We start from the raw sequence: 25,520 nt of genomic DNA, 5'->3' as shown, positions 1-25,520 counted from the left end.
AACGCCGCTGCGCGCTTCTCCGGAATACCCAGCGACAGGGAAAATGCTCTAGGATGGAGGCAATTCTTTCCTTATCCGGGGCTGGTGCATGGCGATCCGTCTTCAGGACATCGCAGACGATCTGAAATTATCGAAGATGACGATCTCGAAGGTCCTCCGGGGCCAGACAGACGTCAGCGAAGAGACCAAGGCACGTGTTCTGAAGCGCGTGCAGGAGCTCAACTATCGGCCCAATATCTCGGCGCGAGGTCTGCGGACCGGCCAGACCTTTACCGTAGGCCTGGCGCTGCCTTCGCTGCTGGACCCATCCGCGGCACAGATAGTCGCCGGCGTGAACGAAGCGGTACGCCCGCAGGGCTACAGCGTCGTGATTACCTCTGCTGACGGCGATGCGGAACGGGAAGAGCGCGAGGTCGAGCTGCACCTTTCCAGGCAGGTCGATGCATTGCTGCTCTGCCTGCGGGGTGATGCCTCCGATCTGCCCCAGGTGCTGGAAACAGCAACCGTCCCCGTTGTATTGATCGGGTATCCTCCTGCGCGCTTCAACGGGATCAGTGTTGCGATCCGCGAGACAGAGGTCGGGCAGATCGCCGTACAGCACCTGCTGGAGCGTCGATGTCGGCGCATCGCCTATCTGCGCGGGCCGCGCACTCCCATTGGAGATATGCGGTTCACCGGCTTCCTGGAAGAGATGCGAAGTGCGGAGCTTGCCGTGAAACAGGAGTGGATTCTGGAGCCGCAACCGGGAGACAACGGTTATCGCAGCGGCTACGAAGCCATGCAGCGGCTCATGACGGCAAAGACGATTCCGGATGGAGTGATGACCTACAGCGACCTGCAGGCGACGGGTGTAAGAGATGCCGCGCTGGAGGCCGGGCTGGAGATTCCACGACAGTTACGCATTCTGGGTTGCGGCAATTCGCTGCCCCTTTGTGAAACGGGACTTACTCTCTCAAGCATTGATCTTGCATACCTTGAGCTTGGAAAAAGGGCAGCCAGGATCGCCCTGCGCGGCATTGGAGAAAAGGGAAATGGATCGGCGCAGCGCTCGGTCTCTCTGTCTCCGCGCATCGTGCCAAGGAACTCAACCGGTGACTGGGCTGCGACGGAAAGGAAAAAGACGAAATGAGCAATACCAGCAGAAAGGCGCGCAGTGGCGCTGCCAAGAAGTTTGACCTGGTGATCTTTGGCGAATTCTTTTCCGACATGATCTTCTATCAGTTGCGTAATCAGCCGCGTTTTGGCGAAGAGATAAAGACCGACAGCTTCCTGATAGCTCCTGGCGGCGGTTTAGCCCGCGCAGCAATCGCTGCCAGCAGGCTTGGTTCAGCAACTGGAATCGTGACTCGCATTGGAACAGATGCGGCGAGTCTGCCGACATGGAATGCCCTCATGGCGGAGGGCTTGGATGTCAGCGCCTGTGAGATCAGCAAGGACTATGCAACAGCTTTGACGGTTTCGATGGCCTACCGTTCCAACCGGATGATGGTGACACACGATCCGATCAATCAGCGGTTAGAAGATCTCCTATCCAGCCCTGCGGTGCAGCAGAAGCTGCATCGCGCTCGGCATGTGCACTTCGCCTGCGCGCTGCGTCGTCCGAAGCAGTGGATTCCAGTGCTGAAGCAGTTACGGGACGCCGGGATTACGGTCTCCGCTGACTTCGGTTGGAATCCCGATCTGTCGCCCTCCCAGATCCACTCCATCGTTCGTCATTGCGAGTTCATCTTTCCCAACGAAAACGAAGCAAAGGCAATTACCGGGGCAAGTGATGCGGCGCGGGCACTGGAGAAGCTGCAGGAGTGGGTCCGCGTGCCTATCGTCAAACTTGGTCGCCGCGGCGCCATGCTGATGGCCGATGGCAAGATCTACCGGGAACCGGCACTCCCCATCGCAGTCGTGGATGCAACCGGTGCTGGGGATGCATTTGATGGCGGTTTCCTGCATGCCTTTCTTCATGGATCGGACTGGGCCGACTGCCTGAAGGCGGGAAATATCTGCGGAAGCCTGTCGTCGGCCTATCCCGGAGGTGCGCACGGTCTCCCCGATCCAAAGGAGTTTCGTCACTATATGGGGCAGTGGAAGGCCGGCAGGGGAGCCGCCGTCCGGCGGGGATAAGAGCGCAGAGCCGACAAAAAATCCGTAAAAATTTGTTGACAGTGAAAGTTTAGTCGCTTTACGTTACCGATAACGATACCGATATCGGAAAACCCGGAGCCTGGTCCCGTCACCCTTGCTGCAGGGTCTGCTTCTGGTTGATCCGCTCCTTAGGAGGCAGTCGATGAGCTCGTTTGTCACTGTGGTCCCCGCATTCTCCAATATCTTTCAACGGACGGTTCTGATTCGCCTCCTTCTTCCTCTGTGTCTTCTTCTAGGAGCCGTTCATGCACATGCTCAACTCGACAATGGATCGATTACCGGCACCGCGCGCGATGTCAGCGGCGCTGTCATCGCCGGAGCGTCCGTGACTATCCGGAACGTAGCAACTGGTGTTACTACGACGCTGACAACCAATCAGGACGGTGTATACCAGGCACTCGCTCTGATTCCAGGCACGTATGAGGTTGAAGTAGCATCTCCCGGCTTTGGCACCTCGAAGCAGACTGGAATCGAGGTTCACGTCAAGACACGCGCGCAGGTTGATTTTGAATTGAAGGCGGGCAGTCAGAACGATACGGTGGAGGTCAGCGCCGAGGTTCTGGGCCTGCAGACGCAGTCGGCTGATGTGGGCAACATTGTCAGTACAACCCAGATTAACGATCTTCCTCTGAACGCCCGCCGTTACGCCGATCTGGCGCTGCTGGAGCCGGGCATCTTCAAGAATCCTTCTGTGGCGAACAGCGCGCCAGACCGCTTCAGCTCCAATGGCAACCTGGAGACGCAAAACTATTTTGCCCTGGATGGCGTAGACAACAACTCCGGATCGACGAATCTGCAGGAGGGTTCTGTACAGAATGTGCAGCCTCCGCCCGATGCGATCCAGGAATTCCGCCTGCAGACCCGCACATACTCAGTGGAATTCGGCACTTCTGCCGGAGCAGTGGTGAATGCCTCCACCAAGAGCGGTACCAATGCCTTCCATGGCAGCGCATGGGAGTACGCGCGCAACAGCGTCTTCGATGCCAACAGCTGGACGAACAATCACACGACGCCCAAACAGCCAAAGGGCAACTTCAGCCAGAACCAGTTCGGAGGAACAATGGGCGGTCCCATTCGCCATGATCGCTTGTTCTTTTTCGGCGACTATCAGGGGTTGCGTAGTACGCAGCAGACAACAGTCCAGTCGGTGGTTCCGTCAGCGGCAATGAAGTCGGGTGATTTGAGTGAAGTCGCGGCTTACGATCCGAAGGGGACACTTCCCGGTCAGACGGGTTGCATTGTCCTCAAGGTAGTCAATCCGAATTGCATTGATCCTGTGGCACGCCGCATTCTTGCATTACTTCCCGATCCGAATAATATTCAGAGCCAAAACAATAGGTGGGACGGCACCAGCAATTACAGGTTCAGTTATCAGCTTCCGCAACAGGTGAACTCGTTCGACACGCGCATCGATCAGAAGATCAGTGAGCGCCACTCGATCTTTGGCCGCTACAGCTTTTTGGATCAGCACCGGCAGGATCCACCATGGACGTCAAACCCGACGATCGGGAATGGTGGGTTCGCTACAGATTACAAGATCCGCAACCAGGGGCTAGCCCTTGGTTGGACCACGATCTTCTCCTCGTCGGCGGTAAATCAGGCGCGTTTCGGGTGGAGCCGCGATAGTGCGCATAGCGACCCGATCGGACTTACGCTCGGAGGATCGGCTGCAGGCGATGTCGGGCTCTCTGGTGTTCCCATCTCTTCGTATTCTGCGGGCCTGCCACCCATGAGTATCTCCGGCGGTTTCCGGAGGATTGGCGTGGATCTGTACCGTCCGCAGTTTCAGGCGGCACAGGTATATCAATTTTTGGACACCTTTACCAAGTTGACGGGAAATCACAGCCTGATGTTCGGCTATGAGTATCATCGCAATACATTAACCTTCCTGGATCTGCAAGCTCCGCAGGGCTACATGGGGTTCTCGGGCCTTTTCACCAACAGCAATGGCTTCGGCTTTGCGGATTTCCTGCTTGGAAACGTGAACCAAACTATCTACAACAGCGCACTGGTGGTCCACAACTTCCTGTACGGTAACTCCTTCTTCGGGCAGGACACATGGCGCGCAACGCGGAACCTGACCATCACCTATGGAACACGCTATGAGCTGTATTCGCCGATGCTGAACCGTACGAACCAGCTCTCCAACTTCAACACTGCTAACGGCGGATCGTTGACGCTGGCAAGCGGTGGCGGATGGGCACAGCGTGCTCTTATTAATCCGGATAAGAACAACTTCGCCCCGCGCGTCGGCTTCAGCTACCAGGCGACCGATAAGATCGTTCTGCGTGGTGGATATGGCGTCTTCTACCAATACGTCAACCGCATCGGTTCTGAATCGCAGTTGGCCCAGAACCAGCCGTTCTTGAAGTTTGTGAACGACTCCCGAACAATCTCTGGAAGCTCGCCGGTCTTCTTCCTGCGGAACGGCTTCCCCGGGGCGACATATGCCAATGCAACAACGCCGCTCTACATCCAGAAGACAAACTGGCAGGACCCGAATCAGCGTACCAGCTATGTCCAGCAGATGAGCTTCGGCCCGCAGATTCAGTTGCCCAGCAATATGGTGCTGGAGACCATCTGGGTAGGGAACTTCGGTCACAAGATGAACCGCCTGCGGAACGCCAATCAAGGCCTGATTACAGGTTTCACGGGTACGACACCGAACGTCGTCTTTCCGTATGCAAACCTGAACTCCGGCAGCCTGCATGCCTTCCTGGAGCAGGCGACCAACGACGGCAACACCAACTATCACGGCCTGGTCGCGAGCCTGCGCCGGCCGATGAAGAATGGCTTGGCCTACCAGTTCAGCTATACCTGGGCGCATGCCTTCAGCAACTATGCGGACAATCTCACTGCAGGTTCCACCCCGCAAAACGCCTACGACTATGCACATGAGTACTCGCAGTCACCCTTCGACCAGCGTCACCGCTTTGTTGCCAATGCGCAATGGAAGCTGCCAATCGGTCGCAACGGCCTGGTGCTGAACAATGGCTCAACGGCATCGAAGCTGGTCGGTGGTTGGCAGCTCAATGCCATCATTACGATGGAAGCGGGAAATCCCTTCAATGTGACAGCCACCGACTTTACGCAGACCGGTTCAAACCATGCGATGTATGCTAACTGCCTGTCAGATGGTTTCGCGGGAGCTTCGCGCGACCGCATGGCGATTACAAATGCCGCTGTACTGACAACAAATGGGCGCTATCTGAACCCGACCGCTTTTTCGCAACCGGCAAATGGGGCCTTCGGTACTTGCCGTCCCCGGCCATATGCGGGTCCAGGACGTCATAACGAAGATCTGAGTCTTTTCAAACAGTTCGAATTTACGGATGTGCGTAAGCTGGAGTTGCGTTTTGAGTTCTTCAATGCGTTCAACCATCCAAATCTTGCCGCTCCGGCAACCAGTGTTGCAATCCCGAATACCTTTGGAAAAATCAACAGCGTCGTGAACAATGCACGCCAGGTACAGATGGCTGCCAAGTTCTACTTCTGATCTGAGTGAATAAAGGCGACCGGATCCTGGTCCGGCCGCAAGGAGATGCAAGTGGCTATGCCGTTTGTCAGAAGGTTCACCGTATTGGCGCTGACTCCCGTGTTGCTGGCGGGGCCAATCCCTGCCGCGCATGCTTTTCAGGCGCGACCGCAGGTCGATGCAAGACCGATTGCCGCCGATGAAGGCGCCGCCGACCTTTGGCAGTCGTTGAAGCGCCTCCAGACACGCGCCAGCCTGATGATGATTGTGGCGCATCCGGACGACGAAGACGGAGCAACCCTGGCCTATCATAGCCGCGGCGTCGGAGCGCGCGTCGCCTTGCTGACACTGGACCGCGGCGAAGGCGGTGCAAACGTGATGTCTTCTGACTACTGGGATGCCCTTGGTCTGGTGCGTACAGAAGAGTTGTTGCAGGCCGGCCGCTACTACGGTCTGGACGCACAGTACTTCACCTCGATGACGGACTACGGCTTCTCGAAGTCTCTTGATGAAGCGTTGGAACAGTGGGGCCACGACAAGGTTTTGGAGCAGGCGGTACGTGTGGTTCGTACTGTTCGTCCGCTCGTCGTGTGTTCCGTCTTTGTGGGTGGCCCTACCGACGGACATGGCCAGCATGCAACCGCCGGCCTGATGGCGCAGGAGGTCTTCAAGGCTGCCGGAGATCCGGCGAAGTTCCCGGAGCAGATCAAAGAAGGCCTGTTGCCATGGTCCCCGGTAAAGACTTATGCCCGCGCTCCCTTCTTCCGAGTTACGGAGAAAGGAATGTACGACTATGCGAACCACACCTGGGGCCCCGTCGGCGTAACGAATCACATTACGGGCAAATGGGAAGAAGGCAGGCCGTCCGTAACAGTCAGTATCCCGGCCGGAAGTTTCGACCCGGTCATTGGAGAGACTTACTCCCAGATATCCCGCGAGGGCCTCGGATATCAGCGTTCCCAGAACGGTGGACAGAGCGTGCCGCTGCCTGGCTCACAGATGAGCGACTACCACCGCTTCGGATCGATGCTTAACTCTCCCCCGAAGGAAGAGACGTTCTTCGACGGTATCGACGTCTCGTTGACCGGAATCGCAGATCTCGCAGGATCGAAGCCGCCGGCCTTTCTAAAGCCTGGATTAGAGGAGGTCGCATCGCAGATCGAACAGGCTATGAAGAGCTTCTCCGCACAAAAGCCTGTGGCAATAGCCTCTCCGCTGGCGAAAGGAAAGCTAAAGGTTGAGTCGCTGCTTGCTGAAACGGAGAAGAGCGATCTCTCCGCAGAGGCGAAGTACAACATCCTGCATGAGCTGCGGGTCAAGCAGCGCCAGTTCAATGACGCTCTGATAGCGGCTCTGCAGTTGAAGCTGAATGCCGATGTCATTCCCGCAGGGCAGGAGGACGGCATGATGGCCGCAATGCGTGGCGCGGCGCCGACCTTCCAGATGGCAACGCCCGGCCTTGCGTTTCCGGTAAAGGTCCATCTCTATGAACCAACAGTCTCATCGCTAACGGTAAAGAGCGTGAAGCTGGTGGGCACATCCGGCAAAGACTGGAGTATTTCAGGCCCCGCCTCTCCCGCAACGTTGACTGCAGAAAAGGCAGTTGACCTCACCTTCAAAGTTAAAGTTCCTGTCGACGAGCCGTACACGCGGCCATACTTCACCCGTGCCGGGTTGCAGAACGCAGCATATGATGTTGCACCCAGCGCGCCCAGGAATACGCCGTTATCTCCCTATCCCCTGCAGGCTGTGGCGCAGGTGGAGTACGAAGGTGCAATCGTAGAATTGGCAAGTGTCGTTCAGGTCGTCAGCAAGGTGAATGGGCCAGGTACGCTGCGGTATCCGATGCCGGTGGGTCCGGCATTGTCGGTCGCGATGTCGCCATCCGCAGGAGTTGTGCCGCTGGGAAGCAAATCGATCAGTGTGAGCGTCCGCGTACATAACAACGTGAAGGGGGCTGCAACGCCATCCGTAAGCCTGTTGCTTCCGGAAGGCTGGACGGCTGCACCGAAGTCCATTCCGGTGAAGTTCTCGCAGGAAGGCGAAGAGCAGACCGTAGCCTTCACCGTAACGCCCAAAGTTGCTGAAGGGAAGGCGTACACCGTCACTGCTGTTGCAGAGCTGGATGGCAAGTCCTACTCCGAAGGCTATGTGACGATCGGCTACACCGGCCTGCGGCCGTACTTCCTCTACTCGCAGGCGAAGTATGTCACTACTGGAACCGACGTGAAGATGGCGCCGGATGTTTCGGTTGCCTACGTCGAAGGCAGCGGCGATGATGTTCCGGCAGCACTGGAGCAGATCGGTGTGCACGTGTCGTATCTCTCGGCGCAGGACCTGGCGAATGCCGATCTGCAGAAATACAGCACAATCGTGCTCGGTGTCCGTGCCTATGCAGTGCGGCCTGATCTCATTGCCAATAATGCACGTCTGTTGCAGTACGTTGAGAAGGGCGGCACTGTCATCGTGCAATACAACACGCCTGAGTTTGACCATAACTTTGGACCTTACCCTTACGTGATGAGCAACGACCCGGAAGAGGTGACGGACGAGAAGTCAGTTGTAAAGATCCTCGATCCAAAGAACCCTGTCTTCAACTGGCCGAATAAGATCACTGAGAAGGACTTCGATGGCTGGATTGAAGAGCGGGGATCGAAGTTCCTGCAGTCTTGGGATCCGAAGTACACTGCGCTTCTCGAGACGCATGACGCCGGCCAGCCGGAGCAAAAGGGTGGCCTGGTTTACGCGCGCTATGGTAAGGGCGTCTACATCTACAACGCATATGCTTTTTATCGCCAGCTCCCATTGGGAGTTCCAGGAGCCTTCCGTTTGTTCGCCAATATGTTGAGTCTGCCAAAGAATCCGGAGATCAAGTAGTTCGGGACCCTCTCCATGGCGAAGGCAGGACAACAACTCGGGCATCTTGATCGTGGAATCGGTCTGTGGGGAGCACTGTCGGCCAATGTGCTGAACATGGTCGGTGTAGGTCCCTTTCTCACCATTCCTCTCGCCCTAGCGGCGATGGGCGGCCCGCAGGCGATGCTCGGCTGGATCCTGGGGGCGTTACTGGCGCTGTGCGATGGCATGGTGTGGGCCGAACTTGGTTCCAGGATGCCGCACTCCGGTGGTTCCTATCACTACCTGCTGACAGCCTTCGGGCCCAAAACGCTCGGGCGTTTGATGGCTTTTCTCTTCCTCTGGCAATCGCTGCTGGTGGGGCCTATCTCCATCGCCTCAGGCGCCGTTGGATTTGCGGACTACGCAAGCGTCTTTCATCCCCTATCGGCTGCTCAGTTGAAGCTGATAGCGATGGTGTTGTGTCTGGTCAACATGGCGGTGCTCTACCGCTCGATCCGCTCCATTGGAGTGTTGTCGGTCATCGTGACCGTGGTCGTACTGGCAACTTGTTGTTGGATCATCCTGAGTGGCATTACACATTTCCATCCGGCAATCGCCTTCGATTTCCCTCCCCATGCCTTCCATCTCTCCCATACATTCTGGCTCGGACTCGGCTCCGCGACCCTGATCGCGACCTACGATTACGGTGGCTATAACAACGTCTGCCTGCTGGGTGGAGAGGTCAGAAATCCAACGAAAAATATCCCGCGCGTTGTGCTGCTCTCGATTGTGCTGGTGGCAGCCATGTACCTGGCGATGAACATCTCGATCCTGGGGACATTGCCGTGGCGCGAGGCACAGCACTCGAAGGTCATCGTCTCCGACTTCATGCAGGCGGTGCATGGTGCATGGGCAGCGAAGGCTGTCTCTATCCTTATCCTCATCGCAAGCTGGGGATCAGCCTTTGCCATTTTGCTTGGGTACTCGCGAATTCCCTATGCGGCTGCAGCGAGCGGGGAATTCCCCGCGGTCTTTGCCAGAGTGCATCCCAAGGATCACTTCCCGACAGTCTCTCTGATCTACATGGGCATCGCCTCCATGGCGATGTGCTTCTTCTCGCTGGCCGATCTGATCGCCGGGTTGATTGTGATTCAGACCATGCTGCAGTTCCTCGGGCAGTGCATTGCGGTCATGTTGCTGCGGCGGCAGTCACCTCCCGCGCCCGGCAGGTTCCGCATGCCGCTCTATCCTCTGCCCGCGCTGGTGGCGTTGGCGGGATGGCTCTACATCGTTGGCGCCAGCCAGCTAAAACACATCGCCGTAGGCGCGGGCCTGATCGTCGCCGGTATGGTGGTCTTCTTGTTTCAGGCAAACCGGGCGCAGGAGTGGCCATTTCAGCAGGCATGAAATACGACGTCACAGTCATCGGTGAGATCTATCTGGACCATGTCTTCAGTGGGTTTGCGGACTGGCCTGTCCCTGGGTCTGAGGTCTTTACCGACGAGTACACCTGGGAGCTTGGCGGGGGCGCTGTCACAACCGCCTGCGCGCTCTCACTGCTGGGAGCGAAGGTGCGTCTCGCAGGTATCGTAGGGGAAGGTGACTATAAGGCCATCGCAGATCGCCTGGAAGAGTTTGGCGTCTCGGCGGAAAGTCTGATCGTTGAAAAAGGACGCAGCGGTGTGACTGTCAGTATCTCCACCGCATATGACCGTACCTTCTTTACCTATCGCGGAGTCAACGAGCATCTGGCGGCGTATCTGGAACAGCATCCTGAGATAACAAGGGAAGCTGCGCACGCCAGGCACGTCCATCTCGCGCTTCCGTTAGAAGCGGGACCAGGCGCCAGAATCGTGAAGGCGCTGAAAGGCCATGGAGCTACTGTCTCCATCGATGTCGGACATCATGTCGAGTGGTTGCAGAACCAGGAGAACTGGACGCTGATGCGCATGATCGATTACGTCATGCCCAACGAAAAAGAGTCAATGATGCTTGCCGGCAGCCCTGAGGCATACCTGCAGCTCTGCCGTCAGCACGGCGTGGAGCATGCCCTGGTGAAGCTTGGGCCTGCGGGTGCGATGATGCTGTCGAACGGCAAGGAGTACTGGGCGGCGCCGCCCCTGGTAAATCTGGTTGACACAACCGGCGCCGGCGATGCCTTCGATGCCGGTTTCATCCACGCTCTGCTGGAAGGGCTTTCCCCGCAGCAGTGCCTGCAGCATGGCTGCGTCTGCGGAGCGCTTTCGACTCGTGCCGCCGGCGCTCTGCGCGCGCTTCCTACCCGCAATGAGGTAGAGGCTGCGCTTGAGGAGTTTTATGCCACATAAGATTGCGTTTCTCGGCGGCGGCGGTGTTCGCACGCCGTTGGTCGTCTTCGGTATTAATGAGTCAGCCCAAACGCTCGATGCCGCAGAACTGATGTTGTATGACGTCGACCAGCACCGGGCGGAGATGATCGCGCGCCTGGGACGCGAGGTGGTACGGCGTGAGTCCGGCTCGCTGAAGATCTCGGTTGCAAAGTCTCCGGAAGAAGCGGTGGATGGGGCGAGTTTCGTGCTGAACAGTGTCCGCGTTGGAGGTATTGGAACCCGCGCGCATGATGAGCGAGCGGCGATCCAGTGTGGTTATCCCGGGCAGGAGACGACTGGTCCCGGTGGTGTAGCCATGGGGCAGCGCACGATTCCCATTGCGATTGAACAGGCGAAGCTGGTGGAAAGGCTTGCCCCTTCCGCATGGATCATCAACTTCACGAATCCAGCCGGCCTTATCACGCAGGCGATCGCGCATCACAGCGGAGCAAAGGTGATCGGTATCTGTGATACGCCGACGGAGTTATTGCACCGCATCCAGATAGCATTGCAAGCTCCTGCAAAGGATCTTGTCTGCGAGTATGTCGGTTTAAATCATCTGGGATGGGTACGCCGTGTCACGCTGCGCGGTGAAGATGTGACCTCACGCATCCTGCAGGATGATGCCATTCTTTCGCAGCTCTACTCCGCTCCTTTGTTCGATCATGAGTTGATCCGCGCCATCGGCCTGATTCCGACCGAATATCTCTTCTTCTACTACTCGCGTCGCCGTGCGCTTGAGAATCAGCGCAAGCAGGGAGCAACGCGAGGAGAGCAGATCGCAGCGATGAACGAGTCTCTGATGCAGCGCTTGGTCGAGCTATTGACGGCTGGTGAAGATGCGGCCGCACTGCAGGCCTATGTGGACTACCTCAATCTGCGCTCCGGTTCTTATATGAAGCTGGAAGGCGAAGGAAAATCGGCATTCGACGAGGCTGCACCCCAAGAGGATCCCTTCCGCGCAGCGAGCGGCTACCATCGCATCGCGTTGCAGGTGATGAACGCCTTGAGCAGTGAGACGCCAGAGAACGTGATCGTCAATCTCCGCAACGGCAACACGATTCCGGAGATCGCTCCGGGAGACATCATCGAAGCCGCAACACAGATCAGCCGAACCCAACTTGCTCCTATTCCCGTTGGCCCTTTGCCGGAAGCAGTACGCGGCCTGGTGCTGGCAGTGAAGGCGTATGAACGCGCGGCGATTGATGCCGCCGTTAGTGGTTCGGAGCGAGACCTTCGCAAGGCGATGCTGCTCTACCCGAGCATCGGAGAGTGGGAGCCCTCGGAAGAGTTGCTAAAGACGATGAGGTGGAAGGCCTAGACCACGCAGAAGTACTATTTTTTTGTCATTTCGCAGCGAAGCGGAGAAATCTGCTTGTTCCTCGTTCTTCGCACCGCGAAGAACGGTATCGCGCGGATGCACGATCGTCTTTCGTCTACTCATAGAAGATCGAGAAGCGGATTTCTCCGTTCCCGATGGTCACTGCAAAATGACAAACAAAGATTGGATCCAGCTATTTTCGTTCAGCCGACACCGCGACTCCCACCAGCGAGTCAGCGCAACCGTAGTAAAGGAACCATTTGTTACTGAAGTACACCAGACCTTCCGCAAAGGTCGTTCCGGTGACGTATTGTCCCGTCTTCTCGAACGGCAGCTCCGGCTTGAGGAAGGGCACTGTGGTCCTCTCCAATAGCTTCGCGGGCTCGGTCGCCGAGAATAATGCCTGCCCAACCGAGTAAGCTCCGGGATCAAGACCGGGAGCTCCATCGCTGGAGCCATTCTTCCCGTTATACAGAACCACAATCCCCCGCTCCGTCAGCACCGGCGGAGGGCCGACCTCAGGGAATGCGCTATCGAAGAGCGCTACCCGTTGCTTCAATACTGCGATTGGAGAGCCGTCGGCATTCTCCACCGGCGTCCAATGAATCAGGTCAGGAGAGGTTGCAAGGTGAATTTCCACCTCGCCCCAATACATCCAGTATTTCCCTTGGATTTTGGCTGCGATCAGGCGGCCGTTACTAAGCCGGGTAACGATGCCTCCGGATTTATAGCTGTGATAGGCGCCGTTATCTTTCCCCGGGAACATGGGGCCGTGCTTGGTCCAATGGATAAGATCCTTTGAGGTCGCAATCCCGATACTGGTGCTCTTCCGGTTCCACTGCGTATAGCTCAGAACATAGGCGCCGTCTTCGCCCTCGATCAACCGAGGATCCTCCGTGCCGCCGGGCCACTCGCGATCTTTCTGTGTATCGTCCGCGGGATAGAAAACAGGTTCAGGTTCGCGCGTGAAGTGAATACCGTCGTCACTGGAGGCCAGGCCCAGACGCGAAGTATGCATGCCAATCTTCATCTCACCGGAGTCATCTTCCGCGCGATACAGCACGTAGACCTTGCCGTTACGGACAACAGCAGAGGGGTTGAAGGTGCTGGTAGCCTCCCAGTGAACGGTCTGCCCGCTAACGGGATCGGTGAAAGAAGATGCTGGCCTGGGGGAGAGGATCGGAGAGGAAACGGGCCGGTTGAATGGCCCAATCGTCCAGGTCTGGGCAGGATTGCTGTGGGCAGAATTCTTTTGGGCAAAACTCATGGCTGGCAGCAGAGCTACCAGCCATGAGAGGTGACGTAACGTCGATGTCGTATACCGCAAAGCCATAGAGCATTTTCCCTGTTGCTGGGTATCCCGCAAGAGAATTGCAGCGGCGTTTTCATTGCGGAAAACGCCCATAGATGCGAAAGCCCTACACTACACCTGCAGGGAAACTGCTCCAAGGGATCAACCCTGGAACGTGTCTCATAAATCCGATTCGCTGGAATCAGGCACGTATGAAACCCGCGCCCGAAAGGCGGCCTATCATGAAACACGTTCCACAAAGCTGCGAGCGAAATTACCAGTCCAGCTTCTCCGGCAGGAACTCCGCGAACAGGTCGTCGTAGTAGGGCTTCAGTTCCTTCATGTTCGGCTTGGTGTGACCCTTCGAATAGAGGTCATAGGGATTGAACTTCCGCACCCACTCCAGCATGGCCTCATCTTTCTTGTTCATCAGATGGGTGTAAGCGCCATGGCGGTGCCATGCATAGAACGAGTGGAAGCGCAGCATGTACAGCGCCTCATCGGGCAGGTAAGGCTTCATCACTTCGGCGATGTAGCCATCGTGACCGAAGGACATGTGCACGTTCTCAAGACCACAGTTCGGCTCATAGATGCCGTACTTGGTCTGATACTTGGCCACCAGGCGATCCGGGTTGGCGGCAAAGTATTCGGGGAAGACGATCTGATCGGACCAGGCGCAGCCTACGGGGAAGGTATCGCCCACAACACCCCACTGCGGCTCGCCATAGAGGCAGAGGCACTTGCCCAGATCATGAATGAAGCCCACCAGAACCATCCAGCGGGGCTGACCATCACGGCGCATGGCTTCGGAAGTCTGCAGCAGGTGCTCAATTTGGGTGAGGTCGGTATCCGGATCGCTGTCATCGACCAGGGTATTCAAGAACTCGGCCGCTTCCCATACTGTCTTCTTGCCGCGCGTCAGACCGAAGTACTCCTTCTCCTTGCCCAGGACATAATCAACGGTCTGGAACTGATGGTTCAGGCGATAGAACTCGGCCACGCCGGGCTGCGCCTCGGCATCGTACTGACGGAATTCGGTCTCAGACTTTCCTTCCTTGTAACGGCCTTCCAGAAAGTCTTCCCACTGATCGAGATCGTGGAGGGGAGTAGCGTTGGCGGGTGTGGCGGACATGGGGTGGCTCCTTGGGGTACGAATCGTACGTGATGACCGGACGTTCGCCAGAAGGCCATCTACGTAATCGATTACGTAAAACTATAGACACGCCGCGTTAGCGTTGACAATAGAGATTCAAGGAAAATTTATAATTCGTCCCGGTATCGGTTACGCCGGCTTCCAGCTACTCGCGCGGACACGCAGATGCGGAGGGATCAGGATGCTACGAGCCGGGGATTCCGGATCGTCCAGCAGGCGGATGACCTCTTCGCCCGCCGTCCGGCCGATCTGGTCGGTCGACTGATCGACCGAGGTGAGCGGTACCCGTAAGTACTGGGCGTAGCGGAAGTTACCGCAGCCGACGATGGCAACGTCCTCCGGCACGCGTAAACCGGCCTCCAGAACAGCCTCGATGGCGCCGATAGCCGTAAGGTCGTTGTAGCAGAAGACAGCGTCTGGCCGAGGATTCAGGTTCAGCAACTGCTGCATTGCCTTCTGTCCGGCGGTAATACCCGTCTCCTCGAAACGCTCGTGCATCAGGACGTATTCCATCGGCACCATGGCGCGGTTCTGAAGAAGCGTCTCGGAGTAACCTCGCATACGCTCATGTCCGGTGCTCAGATGCGAAGCTCCGATATGTGCGATGCACTTCCGTCCGGTCTCCAGAAGATGTTCGGTGGCAATCTCCCCGATTTTGAAGTCATCCGACCCGACATAGTGGGAGTTTAGGTAAGGGAAGTTGCGGTCTACCAGCAGGATGGGGGTCTGCTTTTCGCCGACCTTGAAGATATTCTGCAGCTTGCGCTGGCAGGAAGAAATCAGCAGCATGTCGACTCCGCGGGTGAGCAGGGCACGGATCTCACGCTGTTCGATCTCAGGATCGTCCTCGGAGGAAGCCAGCAGCAGCGCCCGATCATGTTCACGCAGCACCGCACCCAGGCTCTTGGCGACCTCACCGAAGTAAGGATGCAGCAGGTCCGGCACCACCAGGCCGACGTTCGCCGTCCGTCCGCTAATAAGAGCCCGGGCGATGAGGTTGGGCTTGTACTGCAGCTCCTCCATCCGCTTCAACACACGTTGGCGGGTCTTCTCGCCGACGTCTTTACGGTTGCGGAGCACCTTGGAAACCGTAACGGTCGAAACACCAAGGTCGCGAGCAATGTCCTTCAGGCGGACAGCCATCCAATCTCCTTTGTATTCAGTGTAAGTGTAGAAGAAAGACTCGCTCTGCGGATATCAGTTGCGTGTCGGGGCCAGACGGATCCGCTTACGGATGAGTTGCACGAAGGTCTTCACCGCCGGATTGGTGCTGGACCTCTTCCACACCAGGTACAGGTCGGCATGGACCGGGGGCATCTTGATGCGGCGAAGCGCCACTCCGTCAAAGTGCAGCGCCTCGGCCGTCTCCGGCACCAGGGCCACGCCCAGCCCGGCGCTGACCAGTGCCAGCATTGAGTGGATTTGGCTGACGTGCTGCACATAGGTGGGCTGTAGATTATGGCGGCGAAAGATGCTGTCGATCAGGGCATAGAAGTAGAAGCCGTCCTTGGGCGAGAAGGTAATGATGGGTTCTGACCTCAGATCGTCCAGGGTAATGGTGGCTTTACGAGCGAGTAGATGCTCCGCCGGCACCGCCAGCAGCAACTGCTCGCGGGCGATGCATAGCCCATCCAGGTCGGGCTGGTTGGGCTGCTGACGTCCCAACCCCAGGTCAATCTGGTTGGCCTGCAGGGCCTCGACCTGCTGCACCGTCACCATCTCCTCCAGCACGATCTCCAGCTCTTTCAGCTCGCGGCTGGAATACGCCAGAAGGCGGGGAAGATGGCGATAACTGGAGCCGGCGGTGAAGCCCATGCGCAGACGCCCGGCCTGCCCCTGCGAGTGACGCCTGGCAACAGCGACTGCATTTTCGGCGAGCGAAAGAATCTGCCGTGCCTCCGCGCGAAACGCGTGTCCTGCCGGAGTGAGTTGTACGCTGCGATTGGTGCGCTTGAAGAGCGGAAAATGCAGCGTGTGTTCCAACATCTGGATCTGCCGGCTGAGCGGCGACTGCGTCATATGCAGCCGTTTCGCTGCGCGCCCGAAGTGGAGTTCGTCGGCCAGGATCAGAAAATAATGCAGTTGTTTGAGCTCGAACATTAAGTCCTTTTCTGCATGATTTGATGCTCACTATGATTCCACAAAGCATCGTTGGGCGGACTATAGTTTTACCTGCCGAGCGGCGACGCGATCGCCGCGGGCTGGAGAAGAAGAGACAGAATGTCCCAGATGCTTCCCGCAGAGCTGGCAAAGACGATCGGCAGCGGCCTGCTGTCGTTTCCGGTAACGCACTTCACCGCACAGAATGTTTTTGACGAGAGCGCCTATCGCGCCCATATCGGCTGGCTGCTCGAGCACAATCCCGCCGGCCTGTTTGCCGCCGGTGGCACGGGCGAGTTCTTCTCGCTGACCTTGTCGGAGTTCTCTCGAGTGGTACGCGCCGCGGTAGAAGAGACAGACGGACGGGTTCCCGTACTTGCCGGTTGCGGATACGGAACTGCCATGGCCATCGAGTTCGCCAAAGCCGCAGAGGCGGCGGGAGCCGATGGCTTGCTTCTCCTGCCTCCGTATCTTGTCGGAGCGGAGCAGGCTGGTCTGATCGCTCATGCTGAAGCGGTGTGCGGCGCCACCAGCCTGGGGGTCATTCTCTACAACCGCGACAACTTCGTTATTAACGAAGACAGCCTCGAAGCCCTGTGCAAGCGCTGCCCGAACCTGATCGGTTTCAAGGACGGCTATGGCGATATCGAACTGATGACCCGCATCTTTACCCGTATGGGCGATCGGCTGACCTACGTGGGCGGCCTGCCGACGGCGGAGACCTTTGCGCTGCCTTATCTGGAGATGGGGGTCACCACGTACTCGTCGGCGATCTTTAATTTCCTGCCGAACTTCGCCAATGAGTTCTATTCCGCGGTACGCCGCCGCGACCACGAGACCATTTACAAGGGCCTGAGAGAATTTGTTCTGCCCTACAGCACCATTCGCAATCGCCGCAAGGGTTATGCGGTTTCGATTGTGAAGGCCGGCTTGAAGGTTGTGGGACGCCCTGCGGGGTCAGTACGAACTCCGTTGCTGGACCTCACACCGCAGGAGCTGGAAGAGCTAAAGGTACTCATCGGCAACCGCTCGTAGAAAGCAAAGGTTGATGCAGGATGGCAGGGAAAGAAAAGTCTCATATCCGCTTTCTCATCGTGTTGATGCTCTTCACCGCCAGCTGCTGCAGCTACGGTGATCGCGTGGTCCTCTCCATTGTGGGAGTCGACATCACGCATCAGCTTGGTCTCAATCCACTGAAGCTCGGCTATCTCTTCTCCGCCTTCAGCTGGGCCTATGTTGTTGCTCAGTTGCCGGCAGGCGGCCTGCTGGACCGTTATGGGTCCAAGCGCGTCTACGGCCTGAGCATCGTCACCTGGTCGATTCTGGCGCTGATCGCGGGTTTCATTGGGTTTCTTCCCGCCGCGATGGGATTCGGATTGTTGTTTGCAGTACGGCTGCTCTCAGGTCTGGCGCAGTCACCCGTCTTTCCTGGCAACGGACGCATTGTCGCGGCGTGGTTTCCAACCGCGGAACGCGGACGTGCCTCTGCCATCTTCAATTCATCCCAGTATTTTGCCCTGGTGATCTTTGGGCCAGTGATGGGCTGGCTGGTACAGCACTACGGCTGGAAAGCCTGCTTCTGGCTGGGAGGCGTTGTCGGCCTGCTGCTCAGTGTTGTCTGGTTCCGTGTCATTCATAGCGTGAAGTCGCACCCTCATATCTCCGATGCGGAGATCAGTTACATCGAGGAGGGAGGCGGCCTGGCGAATATGGACCAGAACCTCAGGAAGGGTGCGAATCCGAATCAGTTGACCTGGTCGGCTGTGCGCATGCTTCTAAGCAACCGGATGCTGGTGGGCATCTATATCGGTCAGTACTGCATTACGACGTTGACCTGGTTCTTCCTGACGTGGTTCCCGGTGTATCTCAATCAGGCTCGGCATATCGCGATTGCGAAGGCCGGCTTGCTGGCCGCGGTGCCGGCGCTCTGCGGATCTATCGGCGGCGTCTTCGGTGGTGTCGTTTCCGATCATCTGCTGAAGAGCGGCAATTCGCTCACCGTGGCGCGTAAGGTACCGATCGTCGCAGGCATGGCTCTTTCGATGACGATGATTGGTTGCAACTATGTCTCGGGCCACGTGGCAGTCATCCTGCTGATGTCGCTTGCCTTCTTCGGCAAGGGTTTCGGGGCTCTCGGCTGGACGGTGATCTCGGATGTTTCACCGCGGAACATGATAGGTATCAACGGCGGTCTCTTCAATCTGATTGGGAACATCGCCGGCATTACGACACCGATCATTATCGGCTGGATCGTGCAGCGGACAGGATCGTTCAACCTGGCGCTTGTCTTTGTCGGTGTCACGGCACTGGCTGCTATCGTCGCCTACCTGCCGTTGGTGGGCAGAATTCATCGTGTGGAGTTTGGCAGTAAGCAGGTAAAGGAGCAGGCAGCATAATGTCGAGTCCGAAGATCGCAACCATGCGTGCTATTCCGGTCGCCGGACAGGACAGCATGCTGCTGAACCTGAGCGGAGCGCATGCGCCGTACTTTACCCGGAACCTGCTCGTCCTTACAGACACCGACGGCAAGACCGGTGTGGGTGAGGTCCCGGGCGGAGAGAAGATACTGTCTGTGCTGGAGCAGGCTGCACCACTCGTGATCGGGCGCCCCATCGCTCACTACCAGAGCGTGCTGCAGCAGGTGCAAGCGGCATTTGCCGAACTGGATAAAGAGGGCCGAGGCCTGCAGACCTTCGATCTCCGCACCACTGTGCACGCGGTGACGGCTATTGAAGCCGCCATGCTCGATCTGTTGGGCCAGTTTGTCGGCTTGCCGGTAGCGGCGCTGCTCGGCGAAGGCCAGCAGCGAGACAGAGTTGAAGCTCTGGGTTACCTGTTTTTCATCAGTGATCGTAAGCGCAGCAATGCGGGTTACCGGAGCGAAGAAAACGCCGACGATGCATGGTTCCGTCTGCGCAACGAACAGGCACTGACTCCGGAGTCGATCGTGCGCCTCGCGGAGGCAGCCCATGAACGCTATGGGTTTAATGACTTCAAACTCAAGGGCGGTGTGCTCTCCGGAGCGGCGGAGATGGAAGCCATCGAGGCCTTAGCAGCGCGTTTCCCGATGGCTCGCATCACGCTCGATCCAAATGGAGCGTGGTCACTGGACGAAGCGGTGCGGCTATGCACCGGGAAGCATGGCGTGTTGGCGTATGCGGAAGATCCTTGCGGCGCTGAGAAGGGCTTCTCTGGCCGCGAGATCATGGCGGAGTTTCGCACTGCCACCGGACTGCCGACCGCCACGAATATGATCGCCACTGACTGGCGCCAGCTTCGGCATGCGGCACAGCTCAAATCTGTGGATATTCCCCTGGCCGATCCGCACTTCTGGACGATGCAGGGATCGGTACGTGTGGCCCAGTTCTGTCGCGATTGGGACCTGACCTGGGGTTCGCACTCGAACAACCACTTCGATGTTTCTCTGGCAATGTTTACGCATGTAGCCGCAGCGGCCCCCGGCCGGGTTACGGCCATCGATACCCATTGGATCTGGCAGGATGGCCAACGGCTGACGCAGGATCCGTTCCGGATTGTGAATGGAGAAATAAAAGTGCCGTCGACGCCCGGCCTTGGGGTTGTGCTCGACTGGGAGAAGGTGGAAGCCGCTCACGAGACCTATAACAGCCTGGGACTGGGCGGACGTGACGACGCTCTGGGCATGCAGTGCCTGATGCCCGGCTGGACCTTCGACCCGAAACTCCCCTGCATGCTGCCGCGCGTGGCACGATAGAGAGAGACGGGAGAACTGAATGCAGATTACAGGCGAGATTCTGATCGGCGGAAAAGCGGTTACAGGCAAGGGCGAGTCCTTCACGGGCTGGAATCCATCAACGGGACAGCCTTTGGAACCGGCTTTTTACGGAGCGACCACGGAACAGGTGGGCGAAGCCTGCACGTTGGCAGCGGAAGCTTTTGATGCATTCCGCAGCACCACGCTGGAGGAGCGCGCGAAGTTTCTCGAGGCCATTGCGCAGGCAATCCTCGATCTGGGCGATGACCTGATCGAGCGCACGATGGCAGAAAGCGGCCTGCCGCGTCCCCGAATTGAAGGTGAGCGCGGCCGGACGGTCGGGCAGCTGCGTCTCTTCGCGCAAGTGGTACGTCAGGGACTGTGGCTTTCTCCGATTCTGGATTCAGCATTGCCGGATCGTACGCCCCTTCCCCGGCCGGACCTGCGGCTGCGCAAGATCCCGATAGGACCGGTGGCGGTTTTTGGCGCAAGCAATTTCCCGCTGGCGTTTTCCGTAGCCGGTGGCGATACAGCATCGGCCTTTGCTGCCGGCTGCCCTGTGGTTGCCAAAGCGCATCCATCGCATCCTGGCACGTCGGAGTTGGTAGGTCGTGCGATTCAAAAGGCCGTCGCTGCAAGCAACCTGCCTGCAGGCGTCTTCGCGATGGTCGGAGGACGCGATAACGGCGTTGGTGGCGCGTTGGCATCGCATCCGGCCGTTGCGGCCATTGCCTTTACCGGTAGCCGTGCCGGCGGTCTTGCGCTCGCAGGAATCGCTGCGAAGCGGCCGGTGCCGGTTCCTGTGTATGCCGAGATGAGCAGCGTGAATCCGGTCTTCCTGCTGCCGGGCGCGCTGCAGGGTGACGTGGCAGCTCTCGCTCAGGGCTTTGTAGACTCCGCGACGCTGGGAACGGGGCAGTTCTGCACCCAGCCGGGCCTGGTCCTGGCTTTGGCGGGACCGGAGTTCGATCGTTTTGCCCAGGTCGCTGCCGAGAAGATGTGCGCCAAGACGGCGACGTCGATGTTGAACAAGGGAATCCACGATGCCTATGAAAAGGGCGTGAAAGCTGTCGAAGCACATGCCTCCGTGCAGACGGTCGCTCGTGGTCAGGCCGGTAGCTCAGCGTGGGGCGGCGTGCCTGCGCTCTTCCAGACCAAGGCGGGTGAGATTCTGAAGGACCGCCATCTCTCGGAAGAGGTCTTCGGGCCTTCATCTATTTTGATCGCGTGTGAAAACAAGGAAGAGATGCTGGCGATTGCCGCATCGCTCGAAGGCCAGCTTACGGCAACGCTGCACATAACGGCAGCAGATACCGATCTGGCGCGGGAGCTTGTTCCCGTCCTCGAGAAGAAGGCTGGCCGCATCCTGGTAAACGGATTCCCCACCGGTGTTGAGGTCTCCCATGCGATGGTGCATGGCGGTCCGTTCCCGGCGACCAGCAACGATCACTACACCTCCGTAGGCGCCACTGCGATCGATCGCTTCCTGCGCCCGGTCTGCTATCAGAACTTCCCGGCAGAACTTTTGCCGCCGGAGCTGGACGATGCTAACTCGCTCGGCCTGTGGCGGCTGCGCGACGGCAAGGTAGAACAGAGATGAGCACAGAAAACGAACCGCGGTATATCCAGGTTCATCCTCAGGACAACGTAGCCATCATCGTGAATCCCGGTGGTCTGCCTGCAGGAACACAGTTTCCCTCCGGGCTTGTCCTGCAGGAAGCCGTTCCCGAGGCGCATAAGGTTGCCCTGGTGGCGCTTCAACCTGGCGATGCCGTGGTCCGCTATGGTTCGGTGATCGGTTATGCCGCGCGTGCGATTCCGCAAGGTGGATGGGTGGCCGAGGATGCATTGACCTCGCCACCGCCTCCGGCTCTCGATGCCTTGCCATTGGCCACCGAGACGCCTGCACCGCTTCCACCGCTTGAGGGCTATACCTTCCAGGGCTACCGGAATGCCGACGGTACCGTAGGAACCCGCAACATCCTGGGGATCAGCACGACGGTACAGTGCGTCGCCGGCACGGTCGATTACGCAGTCTGCCGCATCAAGCGGGAGCTCCTGCCGAAGTATCCCAACGTCGATGATGTCATTGCAATCACTCACAACTACGGCTGCGGTGTTGCCATCAACGCACCTGGCGCCGAAATTCCTATCCGCACGCTGCGGAACCTCAGCCTGAACCCAAATCTCGGTGGAGCCCCAATGGTGGTCAGCCTTGGCTGCGAGAAGATGCAGCCGTCGCAGATGCTACCTGTGAGCACGCTGCCTGTTCTGAGCGAAGAGCCCTACGTAGTTCGCCTGCAGGACGAGGAGCATTACGGCTTTGAAGAGATGGTCTCGGCCTTGATGGAGATGGCCGAAAAACGTCTGGAACGTCTGAATCAGCGTAAGCGCGTTACCTGTCCGGCCTCTGATCTTGTCGTCGGTCTTCAGTGTGGCGGAAGCGATGCTTTCTCCGGGGTCACGGCGAATCCTGCCGTGGGTTTCGCCGCGGACCTTCTGGTCCGGGCCGGTGCCACGGTGATGTTCTCTGAGGTGACGGAGGTGCGTGATGCCGTCCACTTGCTGACAGCCCGTGCTGCGAGCGAACAGGTGGCGCGAGACCTGGTGCGCGAGATGGCCTGGTACGACGAGTATCTGGCTCACGACAACGTCGACCGTAGTGCGAATCCGTCGCCCGGGAACAAGAAGGGTGGTCTGGCCAACATTGTAGAGAAGGCATTGGGGTCCGTTGCAAAGGCCGGTACAAGTCCGCTTGCCGCTGTTACCGGTCCTGGTGAGCGTGTCACAGCAAAAGGGCTTGTCTTTGCCGCTACACCCGCGAGCGATTTCATCTGCGGAACATTGCAGCTTGCCGCCGCGATGAACATGCATGTCTTCACCACCGGCCGCGGTACGCCGTACGGTCTTGCGATGGCGCCTGTCATCAAAGTGGCCACGCGTAGCTCGCTTGCAAAGCGTTGGTTCGACCTGATCGATGTAGATGCTGGAAAGATCGCTACCGGTGAGGCAACCATTGAGGATATCGGTTGGGAGATCTTCCGGCTTATTCTTAAGGTCGCGAGCGGTGAGCAGCAGACATGGGCAGACCGTTGGGGTCTGCATAACGAATATGCCCTCTTCAATCCGGGGCCCGTCACCTAAGCAGCGCCGCCACGCAGATCGCGAGGAACGATGCACCAGCAGCAGCACTCGACTGAGATTCCGACGACGAACCGCCATCTGATCCGCTGGGTAGAGAAAATGGCGGATTTGTGCCAGCCATCGTCGATTCACTGGGTAGACGGCTCACAGGAGGAGTACGACCGGTTGTGCGACCAATTGGTGGCCGCCGGAACCTTCCAGCGTCTTGATCCGAAGCTGTGGCCTGGTTGTTTCTACGCCCGCTCCAGCCCAAGCGACGTGGCGCGCGTCGAAGACCGTACCTTCATCTGCTCTCTGTCGAAGGACAACGCAGGTCCGACCAACAACTGGGAAGACCCATTCGCGATGCGCAAGAAGCTGAAGTCGCTCTTCCGCGGATCGATGAAGGGAAGAACCATGTATGTTCTTCCGTTCTCGATGGGACCGATCGGGTCTCCGTTTTCACAGATCGGCGTGCAATTGACGGACTCGCCGTACGTGGTGGTGAACATGCGTATCATGGCGCGGATCGGTAAGCCGGTCTTCGCCGAGATCGATAAGGACACCCGCCGTGTTGTGCCCTGCATGCACACGGTCGGCGCTCCGCTGGCCCCGGGAGAGAAGGACGTCGCCTGGCCGCAGAACGAGACCAAGTACATTGTGCACTTCCCGGAGACGCGCGAGATCTGGAGCTACGGCTCCGGTTATGGCGGCAACGCGCTGTTGGGCAAGAAGTGCTTCGCGTTGCGCATCGCCTCCAACATTGCCCGCGACGAGGGCTGGATGGCTGAGCACATGCTCATCCTGGGTGTGGAATCTCCCAAAGGAGAGAAGACCTACGTCGCCGCCGCCTTCCCATCAGCCTGCGGCAAGACCAATTTCGCGATGATGATCCCTCCCAAAGGTTTCGAAGGCTGGAAGGTGTGGACAGTCGGCGATGACATCGCCTGGATCAGGCCGGATGCGACTGGCCATCTGCGAGCCATCAACCCGGAGGCGGGCTTCTTCGGCGTGGCTCCCGGCACCAGCGCCAAGACCAACCCGAACGCGATGGCGACGTTGGCCAAAAACAGCATCTTCACGAACGTTGCCCTGGTGACGAAGAACGGGGTTCCGACCGGCGATATCTGGTGGGAAGGCATGACGGACGAGCCACCTGCCGAGGCGATGGACTGGCAGGGCAGACCCTGGACTCCGGCTTCGGCGACACCGGCAGCGCATCCGAACGGCCGTTTTACAGCTCCGGCATCGCAGTGTCCGTCGATCGACCCGGCATGGGAAGATCCGGAGGGCGTGCCGATCTCGGCGCTGATCTTCGGCGGACGCAGAGCCACGACGATGCCTCTGGTCTACCAGTCCTTCAACTGGTCCAGTGGCGTTTATACCGGGGCGACGATGGGCTCGGAGATGACAGCCGCCGCGGCAGGCAAGCTGGGTGCGGTGCGCCGCGATCCGATGGCGATGCTGCCGTTCTGCGGTTATCACATGGGTGACTACTTCCGTCACTGGCTGAAGATGCAACGAAAACTAAAGCGCACGCCGCGTATCTTCCATGTGAACTGGTTCCGCAAGGATGGGGAAGGAAAGTTCCTGTGGCCTGGCTACAGTCAAAACATGCGGGTGCTGAAGTGGGTTGTCGATCGGGCAACGGGCAAGGTCGGCAGCGACGAGACGCCGATCGGATGGACACCGCGTTATGAGGACATGCACTGGAAAGGACTGCAGTTCACGCGAGAGCAGTTCCTGGAGCTGCAGCAGGTCGATCACACCGCGTGGAGAAAAGAGGTCATGGATCACGAGGAGCTCTTCCTGCTGCTCCACGACCACCTGCCGCCGGAGATGATCTACGAACGCGAACTGCTTATCTGCAGACTCTAAGCCCGTCGTCAATTTTCCGTAACGGATACTCTGGGTGCCCCATCCATCGCATATGGGGGTCCCCTGCGAACTTGTTCGTTGGGGTGATAACGCGATGGGTGGGATATTCGAGCGCAGCTCG

17 protein-coding genes are annotated in these 25,520 nt (G+C 58.4%); 13 read left to right on the top strand and 4 right to left on the bottom strand.

Going from position 1 to position 25,520, the window contains the following annotated elements:
- Positions 1–88: 88 nt before the first annotated feature.
- From OHL21_RS20365 to OHL21_RS20335, 7 genes are all read left to right on the top strand, one after another.
- Complete coding sequence (locus tag OHL21_RS20365) at positions 89–1,129, top strand: LacI family DNA-binding transcriptional regulator (RefSeq protein WP_263419141.1); 1,041 nt, start codon at positions 89–91, stop codon at positions 1,127–1,129.
- Positions 1,126–2,118, top strand: coding sequence for a carbohydrate kinase family protein (locus OHL21_RS20360; protein WP_263419140.1), 993 nt, complete (start codon positions 1,126–1,128; stop codon positions 2,116–2,118). The genes OHL21_RS20365 and OHL21_RS20360 overlap by 4 nt, the downstream gene beginning before the upstream one ends.
- Before the next feature lie 163 nt (positions 2,119–2,281).
- The gene (locus tag OHL21_RS20355; protein ID WP_263419139.1) at positions 2,282–5,635 is read left to right on the top strand and encodes a TonB-dependent receptor; all 3,354 of its coding nucleotides are present in this window, start codon (positions 2,282–2,284) and stop codon (positions 5,633–5,635) included.
- Positions 5,636–5,692: 57 nt separating this feature from the next.
- Positions 5,693–8,491, top strand: a complete 2,799-nt coding sequence (locus OHL21_RS20350) for a PIG-L family deacetylase (protein ID WP_263419138.1) — start codon at positions 5,693–5,695, stop codon at positions 8,489–8,491.
- Between the two features lie 15 nt (positions 8,492–8,506).
- Positions 8,507–9,859, top strand: coding sequence for an APC family permease (locus tag OHL21_RS20345; RefSeq protein ID WP_263419137.1), 1,353 nt, complete (start codon positions 8,507–8,509; stop codon positions 9,857–9,859).
- Positions 9,856–10,779, top strand: coding sequence for a carbohydrate kinase family protein (locus OHL21_RS20340; protein WP_263419136.1), 924 nt, complete (start codon positions 9,856–9,858; stop codon positions 10,777–10,779). The genes OHL21_RS20345 and OHL21_RS20340 overlap by 4 nt, the downstream gene beginning before the upstream one ends.
- Complete coding sequence (locus OHL21_RS20335) at positions 10,769–12,121, top strand: family 4 glycosyl hydrolase (RefSeq protein ID WP_263419135.1); 1,353 nt, start codon at positions 10,769–10,771, stop codon at positions 12,119–12,121. Before OHL21_RS20340 ends, OHL21_RS20335 begins: the two co-directional genes overlap by 11 nt.
- A gap of 193 nt (positions 12,122–12,314) precedes the next feature.
- Here the strand turns inward: OHL21_RS20335 and OHL21_RS20330 are convergent, their stop codons facing one another.
- From OHL21_RS20330 to OHL21_RS20315, 4 genes are all read right to left on the bottom strand, one after another.
- Entirely contained in the window at positions 12,315–13,454 is a 1,140-nt protein-coding gene (locus OHL21_RS20330) for a glycoside hydrolase family 130 protein (protein ID WP_263419134.1), read from the bottom strand.
- 232 nt (positions 13,455–13,686) lie between these two features.
- Positions 13,687–14,544 (bottom strand): inositol oxygenase, encoded by an 858-nt coding sequence (locus OHL21_RS20325; protein WP_263419133.1) that lies wholly within the window; start codon positions 14,542–14,544, stop codon positions 13,687–13,689.
- A gap of 150 nt (positions 14,545–14,694) precedes the next feature.
- Positions 14,695–15,708, bottom strand: a complete 1,014-nt coding sequence (locus OHL21_RS20320; protein ID WP_263419132.1) for a LacI family DNA-binding transcriptional regulator — start codon at positions 15,706–15,708, stop codon at positions 14,695–14,697.
- Positions 15,709–15,762: 54 nt separating this feature from the next.
- Positions 15,763–16,665 (bottom strand): LysR family transcriptional regulator, encoded by a 903-nt coding sequence (locus tag OHL21_RS20315; protein WP_263419131.1) that lies wholly within the window; start codon positions 16,663–16,665, stop codon positions 15,763–15,765.
- Positions 16,666–16,785: 120 nt separating this feature from the next.
- Between OHL21_RS20315 and kdgD the strand changes: the two genes are divergently transcribed.
- The 6 genes from kdgD to OHL21_RS20285 are packed head-to-tail and all read left to right on the top strand — an operon-like array spanning position 16,786 to position 25,399.
- Complete coding sequence (gene kdgD / locus OHL21_RS20310) at positions 16,786–17,700, top strand: 5-dehydro-4-deoxyglucarate dehydratase (RefSeq protein WP_263419130.1); 915 nt, start codon at positions 16,786–16,788, stop codon at positions 17,698–17,700.
- A 20-nt stretch (positions 17,701–17,720) separates the two neighbouring features.
- Entirely contained in the window at positions 17,721–19,061 is a 1,341-nt protein-coding gene (locus OHL21_RS20305; RefSeq protein WP_263419129.1) for an MFS transporter, read from the top strand.
- A complete protein-coding gene (locus OHL21_RS20300; RefSeq protein ID WP_263419128.1) occupies positions 19,061–20,398 on the top strand; it encodes an enolase C-terminal domain-like protein in 1,338 nt (445 codons plus the stop codon). The genes OHL21_RS20305 and OHL21_RS20300 overlap by 1 nt, the downstream gene beginning before the upstream one ends.
- Before the next feature lie 19 nt (positions 20,399–20,417).
- Positions 20,418–21,998, top strand: coding sequence for an aldehyde dehydrogenase (NADP(+)) (locus OHL21_RS20295; RefSeq protein WP_263419127.1), 1,581 nt, complete (start codon positions 20,418–20,420; stop codon positions 21,996–21,998).
- The gene (garD, locus tag OHL21_RS20290) at positions 21,995–23,542 is read left to right on the top strand and encodes a galactarate dehydratase (RefSeq protein WP_263419126.1); all 1,548 of its coding nucleotides are present in this window, start codon (positions 21,995–21,997) and stop codon (positions 23,540–23,542) included. Before OHL21_RS20295 ends, garD begins: the two co-directional genes overlap by 4 nt.
- Before the next feature lie 30 nt (positions 23,543–23,572).
- Positions 23,573–25,399, top strand: coding sequence for a phosphoenolpyruvate carboxykinase (GTP) (locus OHL21_RS20285; protein WP_263419125.1), 1,827 nt, complete (start codon positions 23,573–23,575; stop codon positions 25,397–25,399).
- The last annotated feature ends 121 nt before the right edge of the window (positions 25,400–25,520 follow it).

This window comes from Terriglobus albidus (assembly GCF_025685425.1).
In the GTDB taxonomy this organism is placed as follows: domain Bacteria; phylum Acidobacteriota; class Terriglobia; order Terriglobales; family Acidobacteriaceae; genus Terriglobus; species Terriglobus albidus.
This window is presented reverse-complemented; position numbering and strand designations above follow the sequence as displayed.